Origin of the sequence: Psychromonas arctica DSM 14288 (assembly GCF_000482725.1) — a bacterium.
Lineage (GTDB): Bacteria > Pseudomonadota > Gammaproteobacteria > Enterobacterales > Psychromonadaceae > Psychromonas > Psychromonas arctica.
This window is the reverse complement of record NZ_AXWP01000037.1, coordinates 13,596-33,989: the sequence shown is the minus strand read 5'-3', so window position 1 is coordinate 33,989 and position 20,394 is coordinate 13,596. Positions and strand designations below refer to the sequence as shown.

General features: G+C 45.7%; 22 protein-coding genes. 6 read left to right on the top strand and 16 right to left on the bottom strand.

Annotated features, from left to right (window positions below):
- Nucleotides 1-322: 322 nt before the first annotated feature.
- The 5 genes from H592_RS23205 (at nt 323) to H592_RS0105965 (ending at nt 6,989) form a co-directional block, all read left to right on the top strand.
- A complete protein-coding gene (locus H592_RS23205) occupies nt 323-913 on the top strand; it encodes a TetR/AcrR family transcriptional regulator (RefSeq protein WP_028867969.1) in 591 nt (196 codons plus the stop codon).
- 34 nt (nt 914-947) lie between these two features.
- A complete protein-coding gene (locus tag H592_RS0105980) occupies nt 948-2,078 on the top strand; it encodes an efflux RND transporter periplasmic adaptor subunit (protein WP_028867968.1) in 1,131 nt (376 codons plus the stop codon).
- On the top strand, nt 2,078-5,119 hold the full coding sequence (locus H592_RS0105975; RefSeq protein ID WP_028867967.1) for an efflux RND transporter permease subunit: 3,042 nt from the start codon (nt 2,078-2,080) through the stop codon (nt 5,117-5,119). Before H592_RS0105980 ends, H592_RS0105975 begins: the two co-directional genes overlap by 1 nt.
- Entirely contained in the window at nt 5,120-5,596 is a 477-nt protein-coding gene (locus tag H592_RS0105970) for a small multi-drug export protein (RefSeq protein ID WP_028867966.1), read from the top strand. It abuts the gene before it with no gap.
- Between the two features lie 244 nt (nt 5,597-5,840).
- A complete protein-coding gene (locus tag H592_RS0105965) occupies nt 5,841-6,989 on the top strand; it encodes a GGDEF domain-containing protein (RefSeq protein ID WP_028867965.1) in 1,149 nt (382 codons plus the stop codon).
- A 168-nt stretch (nt 6,990-7,157) separates the two neighbouring features.
- Here the strand turns inward: H592_RS0105965 and H592_RS0105960 are convergent, their stop codons facing one another.
- From H592_RS0105960 to H592_RS0105895, 14 genes are all read right to left on the bottom strand, one after another.
- A complete protein-coding gene (locus H592_RS0105960) occupies nt 7,158-7,865 on the bottom strand; it encodes a hypothetical protein (RefSeq protein WP_028867964.1) in 708 nt (235 codons plus the stop codon).
- Nucleotides 7,866-7,954: 89 nt separating this feature from the next.
- Nucleotides 7,955-9,022, bottom strand: coding sequence for a DUF7146 domain-containing protein (locus tag H592_RS0105955; RefSeq protein ID WP_028867963.1), 1,068 nt, complete (start codon nt 9,020-9,022; stop codon nt 7,955-7,957).
- A gap of 90 nt (nt 9,023-9,112) precedes the next feature.
- Nucleotides 9,113-9,454, bottom strand: coding sequence for a hypothetical protein (locus tag H592_RS0105950; RefSeq protein WP_028867962.1), 342 nt, complete (start codon nt 9,452-9,454; stop codon nt 9,113-9,115).
- The gene (radC, locus tag H592_RS0105945; protein WP_000797298.1) at nt 9,454-9,951 is read right to left on the bottom strand and encodes a RadC family protein; all 498 of its coding nucleotides are present in this window, start codon (nt 9,949-9,951) and stop codon (nt 9,454-9,456) included. The genes H592_RS0105950 and radC overlap by 1 nt, the downstream gene beginning before the upstream one ends.
- 83 nt (nt 9,952-10,034) lie before the next feature.
- Nucleotides 10,035-11,690 (bottom strand): VWA domain-containing protein, encoded by a 1,656-nt coding sequence (locus H592_RS0105940; protein ID WP_028867961.1) that lies wholly within the window; start codon nt 11,688-11,690, stop codon nt 10,035-10,037.
- A 69-nt stretch (nt 11,691-11,759) separates the two neighbouring features.
- On the bottom strand, nt 11,760-12,200 hold the full coding sequence (locus H592_RS0105935; RefSeq protein WP_028867960.1) for a hypothetical protein: 441 nt from the start codon (nt 12,198-12,200) through the stop codon (nt 11,760-11,762).
- A gap of 61 nt (nt 12,201-12,261) precedes the next feature.
- Nucleotides 12,262-13,215, bottom strand: a complete 954-nt coding sequence (locus H592_RS0105930; RefSeq protein ID WP_028867959.1) for a DUF3150 domain-containing protein — start codon at nt 13,213-13,215, stop codon at nt 12,262-12,264.
- Between the two features lie 98 nt (nt 13,216-13,313).
- Nucleotides 13,314-14,078 (bottom strand): hypothetical protein, encoded by a 765-nt coding sequence (locus tag H592_RS0105925; RefSeq protein ID WP_425414381.1) that lies wholly within the window; start codon nt 14,076-14,078, stop codon nt 13,314-13,316.
- A gap of 2 nt (nt 14,079-14,080) precedes the next feature.
- Nucleotides 14,081-15,040, bottom strand: a complete 960-nt coding sequence (locus H592_RS0105920; RefSeq protein ID WP_028867957.1) for an AAA family ATPase — start codon at nt 15,038-15,040, stop codon at nt 14,081-14,083.
- A 209-nt stretch (nt 15,041-15,249) separates the two neighbouring features.
- The gene (locus H592_RS0105915; protein ID WP_028867956.1) at nt 15,250-16,266 is read right to left on the bottom strand and encodes a YqaJ viral recombinase family nuclease; all 1,017 of its coding nucleotides are present in this window, start codon (nt 16,264-16,266) and stop codon (nt 15,250-15,252) included.
- 60 nt (nt 16,267-16,326) lie between these two features.
- Nucleotides 16,327-16,470, bottom strand: coding sequence for a hypothetical protein (locus H592_RS24190; RefSeq protein WP_169727641.1), 144 nt, complete (start codon nt 16,468-16,470; stop codon nt 16,327-16,329).
- An 81-nt stretch (nt 16,471-16,551) separates the two neighbouring features.
- Nucleotides 16,552-17,370: a phage recombination protein Bet gene (gene bet, locus H592_RS0105905; protein ID WP_000414662.1), complete on the bottom strand. Its 819-nt coding sequence runs from the start codon at nt 17,368-17,370 to the stop codon at nt 16,552-16,554.
- Between the two features lie 78 nt (nt 17,371-17,448).
- Nucleotides 17,449-17,868 (bottom strand): single-stranded DNA-binding protein, encoded by a 420-nt coding sequence (locus tag H592_RS0105900; protein WP_022614424.1) that lies wholly within the window; start codon nt 17,866-17,868, stop codon nt 17,449-17,451.
- A 15-nt stretch (nt 17,869-17,883) separates the two neighbouring features.
- On the bottom strand, nt 17,884-18,210 hold the full coding sequence (locus H592_RS0105895) for a hypothetical protein (protein WP_007104995.1): 327 nt from the start codon (nt 18,208-18,210) through the stop codon (nt 17,884-17,886).
- Nucleotides 18,211-18,579: 369 nt separating this feature from the next.
- Here H592_RS0105895 and H592_RS0105890 point away from each other — a divergent pair, with 369 nt between their 5' ends.
- Nucleotides 18,580-19,182, top strand: a complete 603-nt coding sequence (locus H592_RS0105890) for a hypothetical protein (protein WP_022614423.1) — start codon at nt 18,580-18,582, stop codon at nt 19,180-19,182.
- Nucleotides 19,183-19,272: 90 nt separating this feature from the next.
- Here H592_RS0105890 and H592_RS0105885 read toward each other — a convergent pair whose 3' ends face one another.
- Both H592_RS0105885 and H592_RS0105880 read right to left on the bottom strand, forming a co-directional pair.
- Complete coding sequence (locus tag H592_RS0105885; protein WP_000342215.1) at nt 19,273-19,935, bottom strand: uracil-DNA glycosylase family protein; 663 nt, start codon at nt 19,933-19,935, stop codon at nt 19,273-19,275.
- A 30-nt stretch (nt 19,936-19,965) separates the two neighbouring features.
- A complete protein-coding gene (locus H592_RS0105880) occupies nt 19,966-20,298 on the bottom strand; it encodes a hypothetical protein (RefSeq protein ID WP_001132435.1) in 333 nt (110 codons plus the stop codon).
- Nucleotides 20,299-20,394: the final 96 nt, after the last annotated feature.

Below are 20,394 nucleotides of genomic sequence, written 5' to 3'. Positions count from 1 at the left end.
GCTTTGTTTTCGCTGTGAACATGATGCTTAAAAGAAAAACCTCAAGAGCTCAGGATTTCAATAAAAATGTGAAAATTTATCGGGCTAACCTGTCAGATCATCAGTATCCAACCAATTGCATTGGTTCATTCAAATATACTTTGGCCATATAGTTTTCCAGTTGCTCGTTCAATTGAGATACTTGTGAGGCCTTTTCACGTTTTAGAAAAATAACAAGGTTGGTAATACTTTGAAAAGTTGGCTTCTAAGACAAACGATATCAGTTGACAAGAATCACCGTCATTTATATGATTGACCACTCACTAAAGTAAGTGGTACTTTTATGTCTAATTTAGGTCGTCCAGTGAATTATGCAGCTCGAGAGGATAAAATCGAGGCTATTCTTGATGGTGCTGTGCAATGCTTTGTTAAAAAAGGCTTTCATGGCGCTGGCATGGCGGAGATTTCTCGTGTTGCAAAAGTCAGCCAGGCAAGTCTCTATCAATACTTCGCCTCAAAAAATGAACTCATTCTGGAAATCGCCAAGCGCTATTCTTCCAGAGATCTCGATGCTTTGAGAAGAATTGAGAGCGCTAGTGATTTCATGGATGCTTTGGAGCAAGAGGCCTATCTCACAGGCGATAAAATAGGAACTATTATGTATCTGGAGATCCTCGCAGAGTCATCCAGAAACCCAGAAATTAAGAAAGCGGTACAGGATTCAGGTCAAGAGCTCTTTGACACCTGTTGTACCATGATCAAGAAATTACAGGATAAAGATGAGACAAGTTATTTGCTCACACCCGAGCAAATAACACACTATATCTTTGCCTACATTGATGGTTTGTCCTGCCAGATAGCGACTGCGGATATCGAGTATTCGCGTGAACTTTTACGTCAGCTTGTTCAGACCCTTCTTACACCAAAAAAGTAATTAATATTTAAGCCATACCTCAAGAGGGTTTGTTATGAGTTCGCCATTTTATATACTCGAACGATCAGTTATATTATTAAGGAAATTTAGTAAATATGCATTAGTTTGCCTACTTGTCTTATTACAGGGTTGTAGCAGTGAAAGTATACCTGAGCCCACTGAACAGAACATTCGAGTGGTAACACTCAACGAAGTGGGTGCAAACGCGCATTACCAAGAATCTCGCTTTTCTGGAATAACACAAACAGAGAGCAGAGCGCAGCTCTCGTTTGGCGTTCCTGGCAAAGTGCAAAAGGTGCAGGTGGATATTGGTAGCCGGTTAAAAGCGGGCGATATCATGGCAACACTGGATTTGGAGCCTTATCAACTAGCAGTTGATAACGCCCGCTCTGAAGCCTCAAAAGCGCAGATCGCGCTTGAAGAACACCAAGCAAACTATGAACGGCTTAATCATCTCAAATCAAATAACGCAGTTTCCCAGCAAGATTTAGAGGCGGCAAGAACACTTTTCTTAACAGCTCAAGCCTCTGTGCGTGAAGCACAAAGCCGAGTCAGACTCACAGAAAGAGAACTTTCTCAAGCAGTAATAAAAGCCCCCTATGATGGTGTTGTCTCTACCAGACAAGTGGAACCCTTTGAAGAGGTGGCTCAGAATCAGGTCATATTTACTTTCGACAGTTCAGCGCAACTTATTGTTGAATCATCAATCCCCGTACCTTTGGCAAATGCTCTACGTTCTACAAATGAACAGATTATCAGTATTAGTCATCAAGGGGCGTCTTTTGAGGCTGAGTTGTCTCATATTGCAGAGCGCGCAAGTAATGGCTTGAGCTTGCCTGTTAAACTGCGTATACAAGTGCCAGAGGGAAATTTTTTACCGCCAGGTCTCGTGGTTGCAGTGAACTATCGTCTGAAAAATAGTGAAAACGTTCTCTTGGTTCCTCACGGCGCAGTTTATATTGAAGCAACAAGTAACAGCGCTTTCCTCTACTCCTTTAACGGTGAGTCCAATACCGTTAGTAAAAAACCTGTACAAATTGTCGATATTCAACCGTCAGGCTACATTATTAATGCTGAGTTGGAACTCGGAGAGAGATACGTAGCAGCCGGAGCAGCCTTTATCAGTGATGGGCAACAGGTTCGTGTTTTAGGGGAGACGCGTTAATGTCCATTACCAACTTCTCACTTGCTAACAGCCGTTTAGTGCTCTTTCTGTTTTTTATGCTTACGAGCATAGGGTTGGCGTTATACCCGAATTACCCGTCACAAGAGGAGCCCACACTCCCGATAAATGTCACTGTGATTACCGCTTATCACCCTGGTTTAGATATTTATCAAACGGAATCGCTATTGGCGCGCCCGGTTGAACGTGCTTTGCGTGAACTGGAAGAAACTAAAAATATCACCACGTCTATTCGTGCTGGAGAGATCCATATCTCTTTGGAAATTAAGGACGGAACACCAGACTACGCGCAATCATGGCTTAGAGTCAGAGCGAAAATGCAGGATGTGCAGAACTCACTTCCCGAGGGTGTATCTGGGCCTTTTGTTAACGATAGTTATGATGCTGTTGCCGTAATGACTGTTGCACTCAGTGCCCCCAATCACACGTTTGAACAACTTAGAAATAAAGCCAGTGAGTTGCGGGATTTTCTTTACGATATCCCAGGTATGGATAAAGTCACCTTGCATGGCGTTACTGAGGAGCAAGTGAACATCAATCTTAAACCGTTTGCTGCGTCGAAATTTTCGATAAAGCCTAATGATATCTACCTGCAATTACATAAAAACAATACGTTTGATGATATTGCCAGAGTGAATTTTAGCGACCAAGAGAGTCGTATTTATGTCAGAGGGAGCTATAACTCTATTGAAGATATTAAAGCGATACCTATTGTGCTGCAAGATGGCAGTCAGTTACCACTTGACACGCTAGCTGATGTGATAAGGACGACAGCACAACCGCTTAATACCGCCGCCTATTTAAACGGGGGACAGGCGATTGTTCTTGCTGGCTATATGACGCCCGGCGTAAATATGGTCGATTTCAATGATCGCCTTCGTACACAAATAGCAAAATGGGAACATGATTTACCTGCTGGCTTTCAATTGAAAATCATCACCGACCAAGGTGAAGTTGTTAATCAAGTCATATCTAAAATGATTTCAACTCTTTTGGAGACGATCCTAGTCGTGACTGTAGTCACTGTTATCGCCTTGGGTTTACGCGCTGGTTCACTGGTGGGATTAGCCGTGCCCATTACAGGGATTATGACATTAGTCGTTTTACGAGTGCTTGGTGTTGAGCTTAATGAGGTGAGTATCGCCTCGTTTATCATTGCACTTGGGATCTTGGTTGATAACCCGATGGTGATTGTTGAGGATATCTCAAAACGTATTAATCAAGGTGAGTCTGGTAAATCAGCAGCCTTACACGCCGGAAAGACACTGGGTACGCCAATGCTGATTGCTAGCCTAACGGTTATCCTGGCATTCGCCCCACCTATGTTCACCGATAATATCACTGCGATTTATATGCAGACGCTAACCATCGTTATTGGCGTCATGCTGATCATTTCCTGGTTTGTTGCCATTATGCTGGTGCCGATTTTGGCGCAGTGGTCTATAAGAAAAGGTAAAAACACTTCTGAGCAAAGTGAGCTCTCGCGCTTAATGATGATCATGTCTCGCTTTTGGGACAAAGTCATTAGCTGGCCAAAAGCATTTTTAGCAGGTGCGACAGCAAGCCTGATCCTATCGTTATTTTTATCTGCGACTATTCCAGAGGCATTCTTTCCACCGTCGGAACGCTCACAAATGCAAATATCCCTTGAGCTCCCAGCAGGTACGCCTGCAAACCGCACAGCTGAAGTTGCACAAGAAATGACGCGATGGCTTGCAGAGGAACAACGTTTTCCGCAGATTACAGGCGCTACTGCGTATGTTAGTGAAGGGGGGCCACGCTTTATCCTAGGCCTGAATCCGCCAGATCCGGCTCCGCATACCGCTTACTTTGTTATCAATCTTAGTAAAGAAACCAATGTTGCGGCTTTTGTAAGCCAACTTAGGGCTGAGATGCCTCCTGTTTTCCCCTATGCCAAGCTCGGGATTAACCCGTTTTTCATGGGCTCCACGCCTCCAGGCGAAGCAGCCATTAGAATCATCGGCAACAACCATAGTAATTTATTACAGGCTGCTGCAACGATTCAAGAGGCGCTTAGCAAAGTAGATGGAACCATTAACATCAAGCAGGACTGGGAACAACCTATCCCCAGCTTGGTGGTAAATGTAGACCAAGCCGCAGCAAGCTATGCCGGAGTCACACGAGGAGACATTTTTTCCGCTCTTAGGAAAAATACTCTCGGAGAGAGTACATCTGAGCTTCGGGAAGGAGAGTTCTTGCTGCCTATTATGCTGGCAATGCCAACAGATAACGCGTCACTGTCGCAGTTAAATAATATTCAGATTTTCTCACAATCTTCTGATAAAACCGTTTATTTATCAGAAATTGCTCGCGCTGACACAGAGTTTCATCCGTCGATTGTGAAGAAAAGAAACTTGCGGCCAACTCTGACGGTGACAGCGCTTAATCCGGCGATGACCTCTAAAGAGTTGGTTTCCAACATAGCAGAAACGTTGGAGCAGGTTCGCAATACCGGCAAAGTGCAAATCGAGTTTGGCGGAGAGATTGAGGAGAGCGAGGTCACCGCAGAAGCTATTTTTGCTTTCCTACCACTTTGTGTACTTATGATGATCATTTTATTCATCCACAAGTACAACTCGTTTCGTAAGGTGGCGATCATTGTACTAAGTATACCCTTCTGTGCCATTGGGTTACTTTTAGCACTGATCATTTTCAGGCTGCCTTTCGATTTTATGGCGAATTTAGCGATATTCGCCCTGATAGGCATTATTGTGTCGAATGCGATGCTAATTATCGAACAAATTGATATCGAGAAAGACGCAGGAAAATCTGAACTTGAATCACTCAAATCAGCTTTAATGCAACGGTTTCGCCCTATTATGTTGACACAAATAACCACTATTTTAGGGCTGCTTCCTTTGCTTATCGCCAATGATCCGCTATGGCGCTCGTTTAACGTTGTGATAATGGGCGGCCTTATTTCAGGCACCATTGCATCCTTTATCGTTGTGCCAAGCTTATATGTTTTGTTCTTCACAAAAAAAGCAGCAAGGGCAATCTAAATGAATGACTTATTACTCTATATCAGTGTCTTTGTGGGGGCGGCAATTCCGGTGCTCGAAGTTTGGATTGCCGTCCCATTGGGTGTTATTGCTGGGTTACCATGGTTTCCGTCTGCACTTGCAGGCTTTTTCGGAAATTTGCTTTCGCTGTTACCCATAATTTATGCCAGTGAAAAAGTTAAGTTATTTATGAAGCGTTGGCGAAATAAACCCGAAACTGAGCAAGCTGCCCCCGACATAATGGATCGTAAACATGTAATTATGGAAAAATTTGGTGTTCCAGGCTTGGCTTTTTTGGGGCCATTTTTGATTGGTATCCATGCCGCTGGAGCATTCGCAATTGCCATGGGGGCTAGCAGAAAGGTTGTTATGTTTTGGTTTACCTTGTCACTGCTGGTTTGTTCGTTACTATTTGGATTTTTGGCATCATTGGGGATTACCCAAGTAGGAGAAGGAAAACAGCTCCCCTTTACGTAATGGTGTCGAAACATGAGCTTTCTGGTAGTCAGACCTGTCGCTGGCTATAGTTACTTAGTAAGTTACCCATACTAATAATGGGTAACTTCACTCCTCGCCAAATTCAGGCACAGCCAAATTCAGGCACATCCCCATACCTATCTCAACTATATAGGCTAAACTGTTAGCACAGGCTAGTAAAATCTGTTAAATCAAAATGAACACACTTATCACGAACGCCCCCCTCACTGAAGTATGGATATAAATGATGTTTCATAAAAATGAGAGTACTTTGACCGCCATAATACAGTTGAGCAAGCTTGAACTTAGTAGTGATTATTTAAACAAAAAATTTAACGACTATCGGTTATATACAGCTGCGATTTTACTGACACTCATTCCTTTGGGGCTTGCCGAAGGTATTTTTGACTACAAATCACATCCTGAAATAAGAAGTGAGTTGTTTCAGCTGAGACTTTACTTTCTTCTATTAGTGATACCTGCTTGGATTATCTTAAAATCAAGCAGTTTGAAATTATCTACGGCAACAATTTTAATAACCCTAGTTTTTTCTGCGTATCTCGGCATAAAAATAATAGAGCATTCTGGCGAAGAATTAGTGACAACAGTGAGTAATGTTGCACTCTATCCCTTTTTTATCTTTTTTGTTCTCATCGGCTTCTCAATCTACATTCAGATTTTATTTCTTACTGTTGCTTTTTCCTTTGTTGTTCTATCCGAAAACCATGGCGTGCTAGATGAGCTGATACAAAACGTTTATTTCCAGATCTCAGTGCAATCGAGCGTTTCAGCTTTATTAATTATGCTTGTTTTTTCATGGAGTTATTATCATCGTTACAACCTTCAACTCGCTTTAGAGAAGTCCTCCCAAACAGATCCGTTAACTGGTGTTGCAAACCGGCGTCACTTTGATAACCAACTTAAATCAGAGACAACTCGGAGTGCTCGCTCGAGCGTTGAATGCGCTCTAATCTTACTCGATATAGACCATTTTAAACGCATCAATGATACTTTTGGTCACCCTACAGGAGATCGCGTTATTTGCGCGCTTGCAGATTTATGTGTAAACCAGTCAAGAGCTACTGACCTTGTTGCTAGGCTTGGAGGAGAAGAGTTCGCAATTATCTTACCTGATACCAATATAACTGATGCGAAAAATCTTGCAGAGAGGATTCGAAAGCACGTCGAGGATGTATACGTGACTAGTGATGCAGGAGAAATTGTAAAATGGACGATAAGTTTAGGGATATCAGCCTTGCCGGTAAATAAAAGGAGTGCCAATACTATCGAAATAGTTATGGAAATGTTTATCCATCAAGCAGATAGCGCGCTTTATGAGGCAAAGAACAAAGGGCGGAATCAAACAGTATTGTCGCAACAAAATACGCTTTAATAGCATATTCAGCTAAGATGATTGAGCAGGTGAAAAAGAGTTAACTCATTTAACATTGGCAGGGAGTATTGACCGCTTTGGATTTTAAAGCGGCCATTAAGGTTTGCAAATGGAATTGACTGCAATTTTCACATAAGTAATATTCATAAATGCGAATACTACATTAACTCACTTTACTGCAAAAACCGTAACCAACGTCTTCATTGAGTCACTCGGAATCATAACAAAGTGCATTTTGCTACCAAGATGCTGCCAGAACTCGGCCTCTTGTGCATATTTTTTGGCTTTTTGGATTGCGACGCTTTCTGGTAACAGGGCTTTAGTTAGCCCCGAGCAAAGTAGCTTTGTGCACAAAGCCTTCCAAGGATGCTTGGGCTCTCCATTAGAAAGCCGTTCCACAAACCGTTCCAGTGCATGACGAGTCACCACGACAGGTCCAATGTTCGGAACGTTGATGACCTCATCGATTTCTCTCACTGTAGCATTATCGACGCTGTATTCTTCGAAGGAATGTGAGAGCCAATCGTCCTGCTTCTCTACCGAGATCTGTGCTTCCTGGTATCGAGTGAGTAAAAACCTAGTCAGGCTGTAAAGTGAATGCTGAGTTGAGCGTTGTTTCTGTAACTTTTTGATAGCTCCTTTACTGACCCGGATTTGAAGCCCATTACCGCTTCGGTTACTCCCCATCACCTCTTTCACTGACAGTAGGTGATGAATCGCATAGAGCTCAGCTGCAATTGGCTTTTGCTGCTCAGCTAGCTTGTCGTATTGCTCACCTAAATCGACCTTTAGTTCACCTCCTCTTCGAAGGCCGGTCTTCCAGTAAACCGTAAACTCACCATCAATCTGCTTTGTTAACAGGGTTAATACCATCATGTTTGTTTCTCCTATTGGTTATCTATTTTTCATTCTCCATGTTTTTTCAAATATGCAAGGCGCAAAAAAAGGGACCGAAGCCCCTTGGATCAGATATGAACTTTCGGAAAGCCCATGGCACCGTAAACATTCAGCACATCATTCCAATCCCAACTTTTCACGCCGAGTGACGTTGGTATCGGGGGGATCAGGACTTGTGTCAGAATGCCTTTTTGCCAGGCTTTTTTCTTGAGTTCATTCGCTGCATTCAGGCCGGTCTCAGAGAGATCGTGATCTGCCCAGATGTACAGCATTTTCACATTACTTGGCGGTTCAAACCTAGCCAGTAGGGTTGCGTTCACAACCGACCAACATGTTTGCCCCGTAGCTCTGGTAACCGCTAAAGCTGTTTCGATACCTTCAGACACACCTAATACCTCACCAGGCTCACCTATAGGAATGGCACCACCAGTGATTGTTCTGTCACTGGGTATCGGCATCATCTTTTTAGGCTTTTCAACCGGCGCTTTGAATCCATCTTCACTTAGGTAGATCCGATGAAACGTAGCCGAACGCCCTTGTCGAGTAACGATTTTACCTAGCAGCGCTGGGTAGCTATCGATAAACAGGCCATCTTCATCATGGTAAGGCAAGTTAGGATGAAACCTCAGCACCGAATCCCATTCAGGACGAAGCCGCGCAACAATGCCACGACGATGCAAGTAGTTCCAAACCGGTTGCGCACGAGTATCTACAAGGGATAACGTTTCTCCCCAGGTTTGATTCAAGCGATGGATAATCGCTTTGTCCTCGTCCTGCTTTTTAGTCTTCCAGTCAACCGCGTTACTCGGTACTGCCCGAGTTGGTACTTGTCCGGGTTGAATACCTAGAACTTGGCCGATTGCTTCAATAGACTGAGCAAAGTTCCATCCATTAATCCAAGACAACAGTTCAAAGCCATCATGAAAGATACCGCAGGTATTACAAACGCCACCACCGGTATATTCAGCATCTTTGAACAGCCTAAAGCCATCACGACCGCCATGAACAGGGCAAGCCACATGACGGCCTTTTCGAGCAATAGCGGCATCAAGTTCTGGCACCAATGCCGCCAAGACTTGAAGCCATTGGCCATTGAGATATGGCCTTACTGTGTCAATTTGTAAAGGTAACGCCATATAACCTCCTTAAGTAAAATGCCGACTCCTACCACAGGAGGTAAAAGTCAGCTTAGGTCCTGCATTAGCCGTTCGGTTAATGCAGGAGCGTTAGTCAAGCCGGATACCATGTCGTCTTAATAGCCACATGATGGAATCACGAAGCACATCAGGATCGACAACCGCAGCCATTGCGCAAACACGAAAGCAAAATGGCGCTAATTCGTCATTTTGAATCCACGACAACACATCCTTGCGCAACCGAGTACTGACACGACCGTCCAGCAACACACGGATCGCATCCAATAGAATGCCTTCGCGTAACTGCCAGATTTCCGTGTCAGACCAAGTGACAGGGGCATCATCAAACTCAAATAGAAATTCAAGCTGTGCTGATGTGTGCTGATGGGACTGCTTTTGTGATGTAGGAGAATGGGCAATACGCCCATTCATTACAGATAACCGCGTTCGGCAAGCGAAACGCAGCCCTCGGATGCGACCACGACATGGTCAAGCGTTCGAATATCAACAAGTGACAAGGCGTCACGAAGTCGATGAGTGATGCGTTTATCAGCTTCACTGGGTTCAGGATCACCCGATGGATGGTTATGAACCAGTATCACTGCTGCCGCATTAAGTTCCAACGCCCGCTTTGTTACTTCCCTTGGATACACGCTCGCTGCATCTAAAGTGCCTTTGAACAGCTCTTCAAATCGAATGACGCGATGCTTTGTATCAAGAAACAGCACACCAAAAACCTCGTGCTCATACTCGTGCATCAGTGTTTGCAGGTATGAGAACGCCGACGATGGCTGTTCAATTTTGCGACCTTTACTCAATCGACCACGGGCAAGCTTAAGCGCCATATCTAAGATATCCGCTTCGGTCACTTGCTCAGGAACGATATAAGTACCGGCTTCTTCGCCAGCTAAGAACTTTCTGTTTTTCATAGGAGTCTCCAAAAAAAAGCGGAGACGAACCCATGCCCTGACGGGGACGGAATCGTCCCCGCAGGGTGGTAAAGTTGATGTGGTTACTGAACTAACAGTTGTTGTGTTACTTCGAATAACTCACGCTTTAGATCTTTGACGTCGTTAATCACGATGCTTTGAGGAAAGAATTTCTCAACACTGCGTGTTTGAATCCCGATCCCCAGCAGCTCAAAGCCACTTCGTCTGCAACGGTCAACAATGTCATGTGTAGCAGCCCAGTCATCTGGGTCACCATCGGTTAGCACTATCATTAGCTTTCGCTTCTGTTTTTGTGCCAACAAACTGTTTGCCGCAAACCACATAGCTTGTGCCATAGGCGTACAACCTCGTGGTTTTTGGTCAAAACAGGCGGCCCGATGTCGAACCGATTGCTTGGGCAATAACGCGATAGATACTTCCTGATGAATACCAGGAAAATAACTGACCGCAGGTACAACACCCGGTATACCTTCCAATGCCATGGCCAAAGCCAAAGCAGCTTCATTGGCAACATGAAAGTACTTGCGATTACCTTCGCCAATGGGCTTACCCATTGAGCCCGATATATCGACAAGCAAGTGCACAGCAGCATTAGGCGCAATGCGCGGCTGCCTTTGAATAAACAATCTCGATTCACCTGCTTGTGAGGCGGCAAGACGATGGGTTGCAACTCGAAGACCGTGCCGTTTGGCATGATTCCGATTGTCCTGACTGGACTGAACCATGCCCCTAAGCCTGGCTCGAATTTGAGCGGACTCAGACGCCGATAAGGTCAAAATGGCCTCATCACCCAACATAGCTTGCTCTGCTTGGGGCAAACTGAGCGGAGTGACGCCCTGATGTCCTTCTGCTTGTTCCGACAACACTTCTGCCACTTGGGCAAAGGTATCGGGTTCAAACTGAGCGGCACTGGCCTCTAAGGCTTGTCGCAAATTGTCAGCTTGATCAGAGTTATCAGAATCACTCGTTTCACCAGCATCCCCTGTTGCAGACGAACCTGTTTCCGGGGTTTGACTGTCACTACTGCTATTGCTGTCATTACTCGCATCTTGTCCAATGTCATCACCGCCATCAACATCAGAATCATCCTGTGGTGGACGAGATTCTTCTTCCAACATGGCAACGATGGCATCGACAAGTTTCAGCACTTCACCTGTAGATGCCAGGCTAGGCACTGCTGTCAGCATGGCGCTTAACCGGCTCATCGCTGCGGCAGGAAAGAGTTGTCTCACTCTTTCATCAACAGCTTGATACAAAGGCGTCAGCGATTTCTGACCCAGAAAATGGCATCTCAAGCGGAACAACAACCATGCTTGCAAGTTAGATGCAGGCTCAGGCTGTTCAGGTACACACATTTGCTGTGTGTCCACCATGTACTCAATCACTTGCGAAATACTGCGCCGGGTTCCGGGGTAATCCTTTGCCAATTCGTTTTCAATGCGAACGTCCTCAATGATATTGAGAAGTGCCTTACGGATCGGCTTAGACGACGCCTTCTGCACCATGTCAAAATTGGTATGCCGAATATGCGCCGCTTCATGAGCCAGATAACCCCAAGCTATCTGTTGATAGTGTGGGTCGTCTGGGTTTGCTGTTGGGATCACAATCCGCTCACCATCGGTAAACGCATCTTGTCCTTGAATAAGCACCTTCACACCAAACTTTTCGCCATAAGCGGCGGCAACGATTGGCAGTGCGTTTTTTAATGGATGATTCATGGGAGTCTCCTAATCATTAGGGGGAATACTCCCTCAGCGGGAGCGTTTCCCCGCTGGGAATGTAAGTGTTTAAACCTGTGCTTTTAGCTTATCCAGGTCGTATTTTTGACCTAACCAAACCACCAATTGAGCTGGACTCTCGTGCTGCTCAAATGACGTTTTAAGCTGGTCTAAACTCAGGATGTCATCCAATGTCAGACCGTACTGGTCTTGTAACTGAGTAGACACCTCGTGTTGATATTGCAGCCAGGCCCGCTCATGAGCGGTTTGCTGCAATGCCATGTTTGGAACAAATACCATGGCCGTTACCCAAGCTCCTTGTGCGTCCGCATCTGCGATCAAAACAGGGTTCTTGGGGATCACGACACTATGTGTTGAGTACGACCGTTGTACTAACGTTCGACAACACGCCACTTCTGGTATCGATTCACTTTCAACCGCATCAGTCACACCACGAAAATGTGCTTCAAACTGGTTCAGTTGGCTGGGGTTATGGATGGTTGATTGCATAATTTCCTCTTACATAGTTCAGAGGACATGCGCCCTTCAGGGCAACATGCCCTCAAGGACGTTAGAAATAAAATGAGTTTGGTACAGTCGAACCAAGGTTTGGTCTGACGGTTGGTTGTGGTATTGCACGTAAGTTATCTGCCTGAGCAGATACTGGCTGTGCGGGTTTAGGTTCAGGTTTGGGCATCAGTTGTCTGATATCCAATTGACCTTCACCGTGCATTCTCATCTTGTCTGGATCAGACAAAATTAAAATGGTCGCCATCAGTTCGTGATAGAGATTATCTGTCACAGGGCCGGTCTTCGGCAGACGAACAAATAAATTGTCCATCGCTTCAACCATCGGCTGAACTCGATGATCCAGGAAGGACAAACCATCCAACTTGTCTCTTAATCGCTTGAGCGGATTAAGGGCTCGCTGACTTATTTGATTCTTACCTGCAACGGAACGCTCAAACAGTTCATTGGCATCACGAGCCACCTCCTTAAAGAGGGTGTGTCCCATACCATTGACCTTGTCATCTAAGCCTCCAGCTTGTTCAGCCGGTTGCATTCGATAGATGGCATAATCGAACTGAAGCCGTTGTTCCACGTCTTCGATGGGTGATAATGCACGTCGGATTGCATCTGCAAATTCCGGGTGTTTCGCAACCCAGTCAAACGTCACCTGATCATAGTTGTCCAAGAACAACTGCTTACACTGCGCAAACTCCTGACCGATCCGGTCAAGCTCTGGAACAATCTGATCAATTCGGTCTTCAGGGACGGCATAGCCACCTAAAAACCGCACACCGACTTGCTCACACAAGCGCTGCGCTTCTTTCTTAAGCCTTTCAAAGTTCGCCAATGCCTCTGGGTCGCAAATTTTTTTGCTCCCTAAGCTGGCAACATCCTTCGGTGGAAGTTGGCTGCCATTGGCTAATCTGAAATCTTCAGGCCTTAGTTTTTTTCTACCGCTCCAGATGGAACAGTCGATGTGACAAATCAAAAGTTTGTCGAGGGTTTGAATACTCATAGTGCATCCTCATGCGAGATGGGGACGCACCACTCCCAACAGGAGCAATGGCCCCCGCTTGGGTGGTAGTAGTTGACGCGCTAATGGCAATACCACTATCAGAAATAGTAATTTTGCGAATCAGGCGACGATTGGTTGAGATCGATTTTCGCAGGCATTAAATCCAGTGCTTCAGCTATCGGGCGAACCCGCTCTAAATCACTGCCTAACAGCCTCAATACATCTTTTTCCAACTTCAGTTGGTCAGATACTTCTATCCCTTCAGGACTCGCTACTGTGAGCGAACACAGTGGTGGTAATTGACGCTTAAAGGCCAGTAACAGCAACAATGGCCACGGGCCATCATCAGTGTTAACAATGCCAGCGCCTTCACCTGACACCATGCTGATTTGATTGGTACTAGGTAATCCGCTTTTGCAAAACCCTAATGACCATTCTCCAATCCTGACCTGGTCATCATCAATAACAGCCAAGCCATAGGCTTCAAGCAGCTTTGCCATATCGAACAACGCTTTTTGCGCCAGCGATATTTGGCCATTGACGTCCTTGCGAGTACGAAACTCCCAACTGACGTTATTGGCGCACGCGACACTATCTAGCGCATTTGAGAGTTCAAATGGCCGCCCTTGATGATCAATGCCGACTTGTCCAACCAATCGATAACCCTTGTTGATTTTCTCATTGATTCGTCGGTCTGCTTCAGCGTTAGGATCAGTCGAATCAATCAATCGCTGCTGCGACAATTGACCGGCTTTTCCAAACCGAACTTCAATCTCCTGGGTATCCGATCCAACGTAAATGGCCCATTCTTTGGCTGTCCCATCAGAATGACTGTAACGGTAAAGAGCAAAGCACTTATCCATCATCAATCCTCCCAATGGTCACCGAAGACATCAGCGGCAATACGGTGAATGGCTTCTCGTTGCTCCAACTCAGCACGAGCCGTCAAAGACCGAACCAGTGCATATTCCACTGCGTTAGGAGCGCCTTTAAAAGCAAGTGTTAACTTTGCCCAGCGCACCAAGGTCCGAGTGGACATGGTGATACTGAGTTCTGCACCGCCATCCGCGCCCCCAATAAAAAGACGACGAATGTCACCAGCCACCTTCACCATTTTTTGGCGAAAGACCTCTGGTAAGCCCGGCGCAACGCTCTCCAGAATGGCCTCCTCTACAGATGGTTCTGCATAGGTCGCCTCAATGATTCTAAAGCGATCAAGGAAAGCCAAATTCTGTTGAAGCACGCCTTGATACAAGCCCGTTTGGTCACCGCTGCCCGCACTGTTGCCGGTAGCAATAAATCGAAACTTGTTGTGTGGCATGATGATCTCTCCGCCATTTTGTGCGATGACCAAAGGGGCACCTTCCAAAATGTCATTGAGTCCAGCCAGTTCAGCAGGCTCAGCAAGATCCATTTCATTAATGATCAGCAAATGGCCATGCTTTACAGCCAGTGCCAGCGGTCCATACACAAAGGTCATGTTGCCATTAACCAGTGTGTGGTGACCGATAAGATCGGACAATTCCAATCGACCATGCGCAGTAATTTGCTGAACAGGCCAATTCAATCGAGAAGCAACTTGGCAAATTAGCGAGGTCTTACCGCATCCAGTGGGGCCTGTAATATACAAACCGTCACCGTCTGGGTTAGACAAGAACGCCAATACGTCACGTAAGTCTTCTTTTCTAAAAACATACTCGTCCTTGCGAACGGGAATGTTTGGATGGGTAGTGTCGGCACTAAATCCTTCCAGAACGAAAGCATCAGGAGCCGGGACATTAAACGCTTGATTCACTTGAACCAAAAATGGGGATTGTTCAGTCATGGTAAACCTCATCAGTTTTGACGAGGCCCCATGCCCCAGCAGGGAATGAAGTCCCCGTCGGGTGGTGTGTGGATTGTGGTATGGCTGTGTATGTAAGAGTTCAGCTCGCTCTATCATTCGTACCCAGCATTGGCTACGAGTGAAACTGCTTTCTGATGCACTCGATGTAAGCGCATGAGAAAGGAGCCGAAATCGGCTCCAAGTGAACGTTAAAAATAAAATGAGCTCGGCGAGTCACCTGGCAGAACCAAGTTCTCTGGCTCAAGGCTGATTTTGATTGGTGTTTCAACGGGCTGCTCTGGCTTATTGGTGCTGATACGCAACCGCTCTTGTGGCGCTTTTCGGTAAGCGGCTAAAACCTGTTCGTCCAGTTCGCCTAATTTATCGGTGGCCAATTGCTTATAGTCCACAGTGCCCGCCATCATGTAGCGGCTGAGTTTGACCCCAGCATAATCCGCATGAGCGTAGTTACCCATCATAGCGACCAATTTCGACTGAGCGTCTCGCATTTCCTCTTTCAAAGATTTAATGTGATTTTCCAGTCGAACCACTTCGGCATGTGCTGAGCAATACTGCCGAGACAGTGATGTCCAGCGGTACTGAGCTTCACCCTTAGGAACAAAACAATCTTGCTCAGGACATTTTGACGGTTCTTTTTTGGTCTGTACTAACTCCCAAAACTGAAGCGCTGTTTCTTGCAACTCAGTTAAGAACGCGGCGTCTCGTTGTATTTCAAACTCAATCAGTTGATCCTCAAAATAGAAAACCAACCAACCACGCGTGCTATTGGCGACCAGTATTTGATGCTGTACTTGCACCCAATACAACTGGTACGCCTCGCTTTGTTCTCGGTGAGCTTGCACATCCTCAAAAACTGACTGGCAAGGACATTTCAATTCAACGGGTTCACCCGCATCGTTGATGCCATCAAAGCTAGCTCGAAAGATTGCGTTATGATCGGCTTCTGCACATAACGGCAAAAGAAAGTCATTATGCGCATTCTCAAATGCTCGCCTTGCTTGAGGCTCCAACCGAATACCGCGAAGTACATTGGGATTATTCGATAGGTCTTCCGGTAATACGAATCCGGTTTTTTCTGCCCATAATCGCCAAGGTGTTTTGTAGGGTGAACGCCCCATAATAATTGGGGCTTCAGATGCCGTAACCCCTGCAACGCGCCACTGGTGCCATGCAGGAGTACGTTGTGATAGGTCGATAACCTTCATATTGCCTCCTTTGAGGGGAGACTCCCCCGAAGGAGAGAACTCCCCTTCAGGGTTAAGTGGTTACTTTGCAGCTTGTGCTAACGCTGTTTGGTGCTGAACAACACTTGCTTGAACCGAATCAATTGCCTCTTTACCGGCTTGAATCGAACCTACGACAAGGGCAACAACCAGTACCAAGCGTAAAAGTGAGGCTGATTTAGTCATGGAAGATCTCCAAAAAAAGACGAGACCCTCCCCCTGACGGGAGAATAATCCCGCCAGGGTTAGTAAAATGAATGCGTGGCGCTAAGAAGCTAAAGGCTGTGTGAGCGCTTTGGCTGCCTGTTGCTGTGCATTAAATATTTCTTGTTTCGCAAACGTCAGTTCAACACCTTGAAAATGTTCATTGGCATATTCCAATGCACTATTCCAAGCGTTTGAAGCTTCGGCCCGCTCGATAAGCTTGTAAACAAGCCCTCGGGTTCGATCATCAACTTGCTCGGGTGGAATCACCGATGGCTCAACAACGTGTGTTGCTTGGCCTTCGATAATTCGCTCTGCTTCGTCTTGATCGAAAATTCCCACAAAGCCAAACGCAATGCGGGAACACTGGATCATGGATTTATGTCTTAGCATTCGCTTAGTGTGCGTCTGCCATGGACCATCTACCCGGTAAGGGCCATTTTTGCCGTTACCTTCAAAAGGCGGTCGATAGACTTCATCCAGATACTCAGTGATTTTGACTGGGTGCGAACGGTCGCGCCGGTAGATGATGCATTCCATCCATTCCGGACATTCTTTCGCGCCATCTAGGGAGACTTTGTTTTCTGAAGTCTTAAACTCCATGCCATCAAACTGGTCGTGTTGATTGATGATGCGAGACCATCCATCGACACCTACCACTGGAATAATTCCAGCTTGTTTATCAGGGAACGCAAAAATCTCTTTGGTGAAAGGGTTCAAGCCGTACTGATCTGCAACCACCAAGAGCGCCATCATCTGCTCATTGGTCGGTGCACTACCGTCACGTTGCTTGAATGCTGTTGCTTTTAGGGTATCGAACAGTTTGTTTGGATCGACACTAAAGCGCTCAGCAAAGCGTTGGATTAGCTTTGGTTTTTCCATTTTGGACTCCGACAATCAAAGTGGGAGTCTGCCCCTGACGGGAAAGTACTCCCGGCTGGGTTAAAGGGTTTTGCTCGGTTAAAAATCTGGTTCAGGATAAGTTTGTGCCCAATTAACTTGGGAGCTCGCATCATCCGCCGCTGATGGCTCAGATGCTTTGTTCACACTATCAAGAAGCAGAAACTCGTCCGCGTCCACTTCGGTCAATCGATGCTTAATACCATCTTTCTCCCATGAGCGCGTGCGCTGAGGCCCTTGTACAAAAAGCTTCGCTCCTTTTTGGATTAAATCTTTTGCCCTTAGCCCTAACTTAAATCCACCACGATCTCGAAAAACGACCCGATGCCATTCCGTATGCTCTTTAAGCTCATTGGATTGACGGTCGCGCCATTTCTCAGAAGTGGCCAGTGAAATACTGGTCACTAAATCACCTGATGGATAGGCTCGCGTCTCTGGCTCAGCGCCAACGTAGCCTATGAGTGTTACTTGGTTTTTCATGATGTTCTCCTCGTCTTAGTTGAACTCTGTGCACACAGTCGCTTCTACCCGGCTGGGCAAAGAAGACTGACGACGCAGATAGGTTGGTATTTCGAGTAAAGCCATGTCGTACTGATGTGGCTCTTTGTAAAACGCAGATGTCAAACGGGGCATACCAGGAGCTTTAGGCACTGCCATTGGACGACGTTTTGGTGTTGGTGTGAGCAATCGCTTGATTTGAGTAAGTACAAATCGAAACGGGCGCACGCTTTGACGAGCAACCAATCGCAAAAGCGACCAGCTCAGTTTTGCAAGCAACATAATGCCTGCGACTTGGATAATAAATCCGAAGATATATTCCATTGGTGACTCCTTAATTAGGTTGTGAAGGAGTCACCCCCAACTGGGGAAAACTCCCCCAGTTGGGTGGTGAAAAGGCGAACCGCAAGGAACGCATGGTTGAGCATGTAAAAACATGCAGGCTATTTGTTTAAGGAGGCTAGCTACCTCTTAGTACCACTGAGAATACTCAGCGGCGGGCTTCCTTTGAGCTCATGCTCTCAGGCGCAGATATCACTGAAACAGATCAGCAATATTTGATAGTCATTGTAACCGTCTTATCCAGACAGGATAGTTAGAAAGATGCTCAATTCTTCCACCTAGCTGAAAGGCCATTACCGCACAGAGGATTAGGCTAGGGACTGATTATTGTCATATCAGGAGCAAAAACTTATGGCCCAAGCAAAACCCAATTACTCAAAACCCATCTTTGAACAATCATTCACAATTAATAGCTTACAGGCGCAACGTGTCGTTGACCGTGTTTTTAGACGGACGGTCAGTGCGCTTTACGGAATCGATGTCATCCTGCGCATCATTGGCGATGAGAACGAAATTGATGAAGTGGAACAGATCATTAGCCAGTTGATCGAGGATTGCGCTAAGGCGGTAGACAACGAACAATCTCGTTTGGACAAATTGATGGAGTCCAACGGCATCGATGAAGTACCTGACTACACCGACCCGATTACCTTCAACGCTAAAATCAGCTCGCCTCAGGTTGGCCAGTTTGTCGGCTTAGTGCGCAAACTCGATTCGTTGATGATCTCAATGGACACACTCTGGTTATCTAGCGTGCTTAGTAACAAGCAACGTGTTGATGGCAACTACGCATGGCAACAGCGCATTATCAAACTTGCACGACGCATTATTGATATCGAAATTCGTGCACGAAAATCAGCCCAAGCTAAGGGTAAAGAAGCAGAAGTTGAGCAAGCGGTGCCTTCAACCGATGACGATATCACTGAAGAGGAAACAGATACTCCCGCCAACTAGCGAACGGCTCCCATCACACAGCCCCTCTTGAAGGGGCTTTTTCAAGATACGACGCAAGGCTTGCGCTGCATATAACTATTCAAGCATTGGTTATATATGATTTTTGTAAGCGTGGTAGTTATCGAGTACTTGATGATAAAGCATGGCCGACTTTTTTCTTGCGGCAGGATGGAAGGCATTGATGAAGACAACCCCGTCATTAACATGCACTCGTTCGCTAACTTTTTTAAGCTCAGGGAATACGTAACGTTTAACTTGATTATATGTGCCGCAAAGCACAACAATATCAGGGTTAATCAACTCAATTTGCCTTCGAACAAAAGGGGCAAACTCTTTGGCATGGGCGTCAAACGACTTTTGGTCGGTTCGCGCACTTCCAGATGTTTTCCTTATATTTATGTATGCAATATTCTTAACTGCATTTTTTTCATTTAATTTAGCATCTCTCAGTGACGGCACAGCCCCATCATATTTTTGAAGTCCGTAAGCCCAACGCCCCACCCGACGAAGAACCTTTCCTCGCCACCATCCACTTGCCTTCACCTCAATAGCCCTATTAATAGCGTTGACAATATTTTGCTTTGCTTCATTTGTTTCCTTTAAAACAAACAAAACTTTTTTACCACAACTATCCCAGTCCTCAGTTGAAATCACTCCATCGTAGTTGAAATACCAATCCTTCGGGAATGCCTCTGACCATGCAACCATTAACTTATCAAGACAGTCTATTTCTGAAACATATTTATCATCCATAGGAAAACTCAGGCTGGTTCTTATAAAACATCATTTGGATAGATGGGTAGTTCCATTAGGTAGCCATTCAATATTTAAAGTGCCACCACCAAAACGCACAATCCCTTCCTTTTTCGGCAGCTCGTTACATTGACCTCGGTATTCTATGAAATTATCCAGAAGTTCAAGCAAGTGTAATTTGAAGCCTGATTCGGTGACCTGATCAAAAATGTCATCTTCAAGAGTCCAAGATGTTCCGCTTAGGCGGTCTTCGTCATCTTCCGCACGAAACACCACCTCACCCGACACCTTCACAATGTCAGGGTGTTGTTTTGAAAGCATAGACAAACGAGTAGCTTCAAAGTTTTGATCGAAATTAGGCATTATTAATTTTCCTTTTATCATAAATTTTATATGTGCCAGACTATCAGCTTTTCCTTTTTGCAGCAGCCTCCTAAGTCTGAAAATGGTAAAAAAATA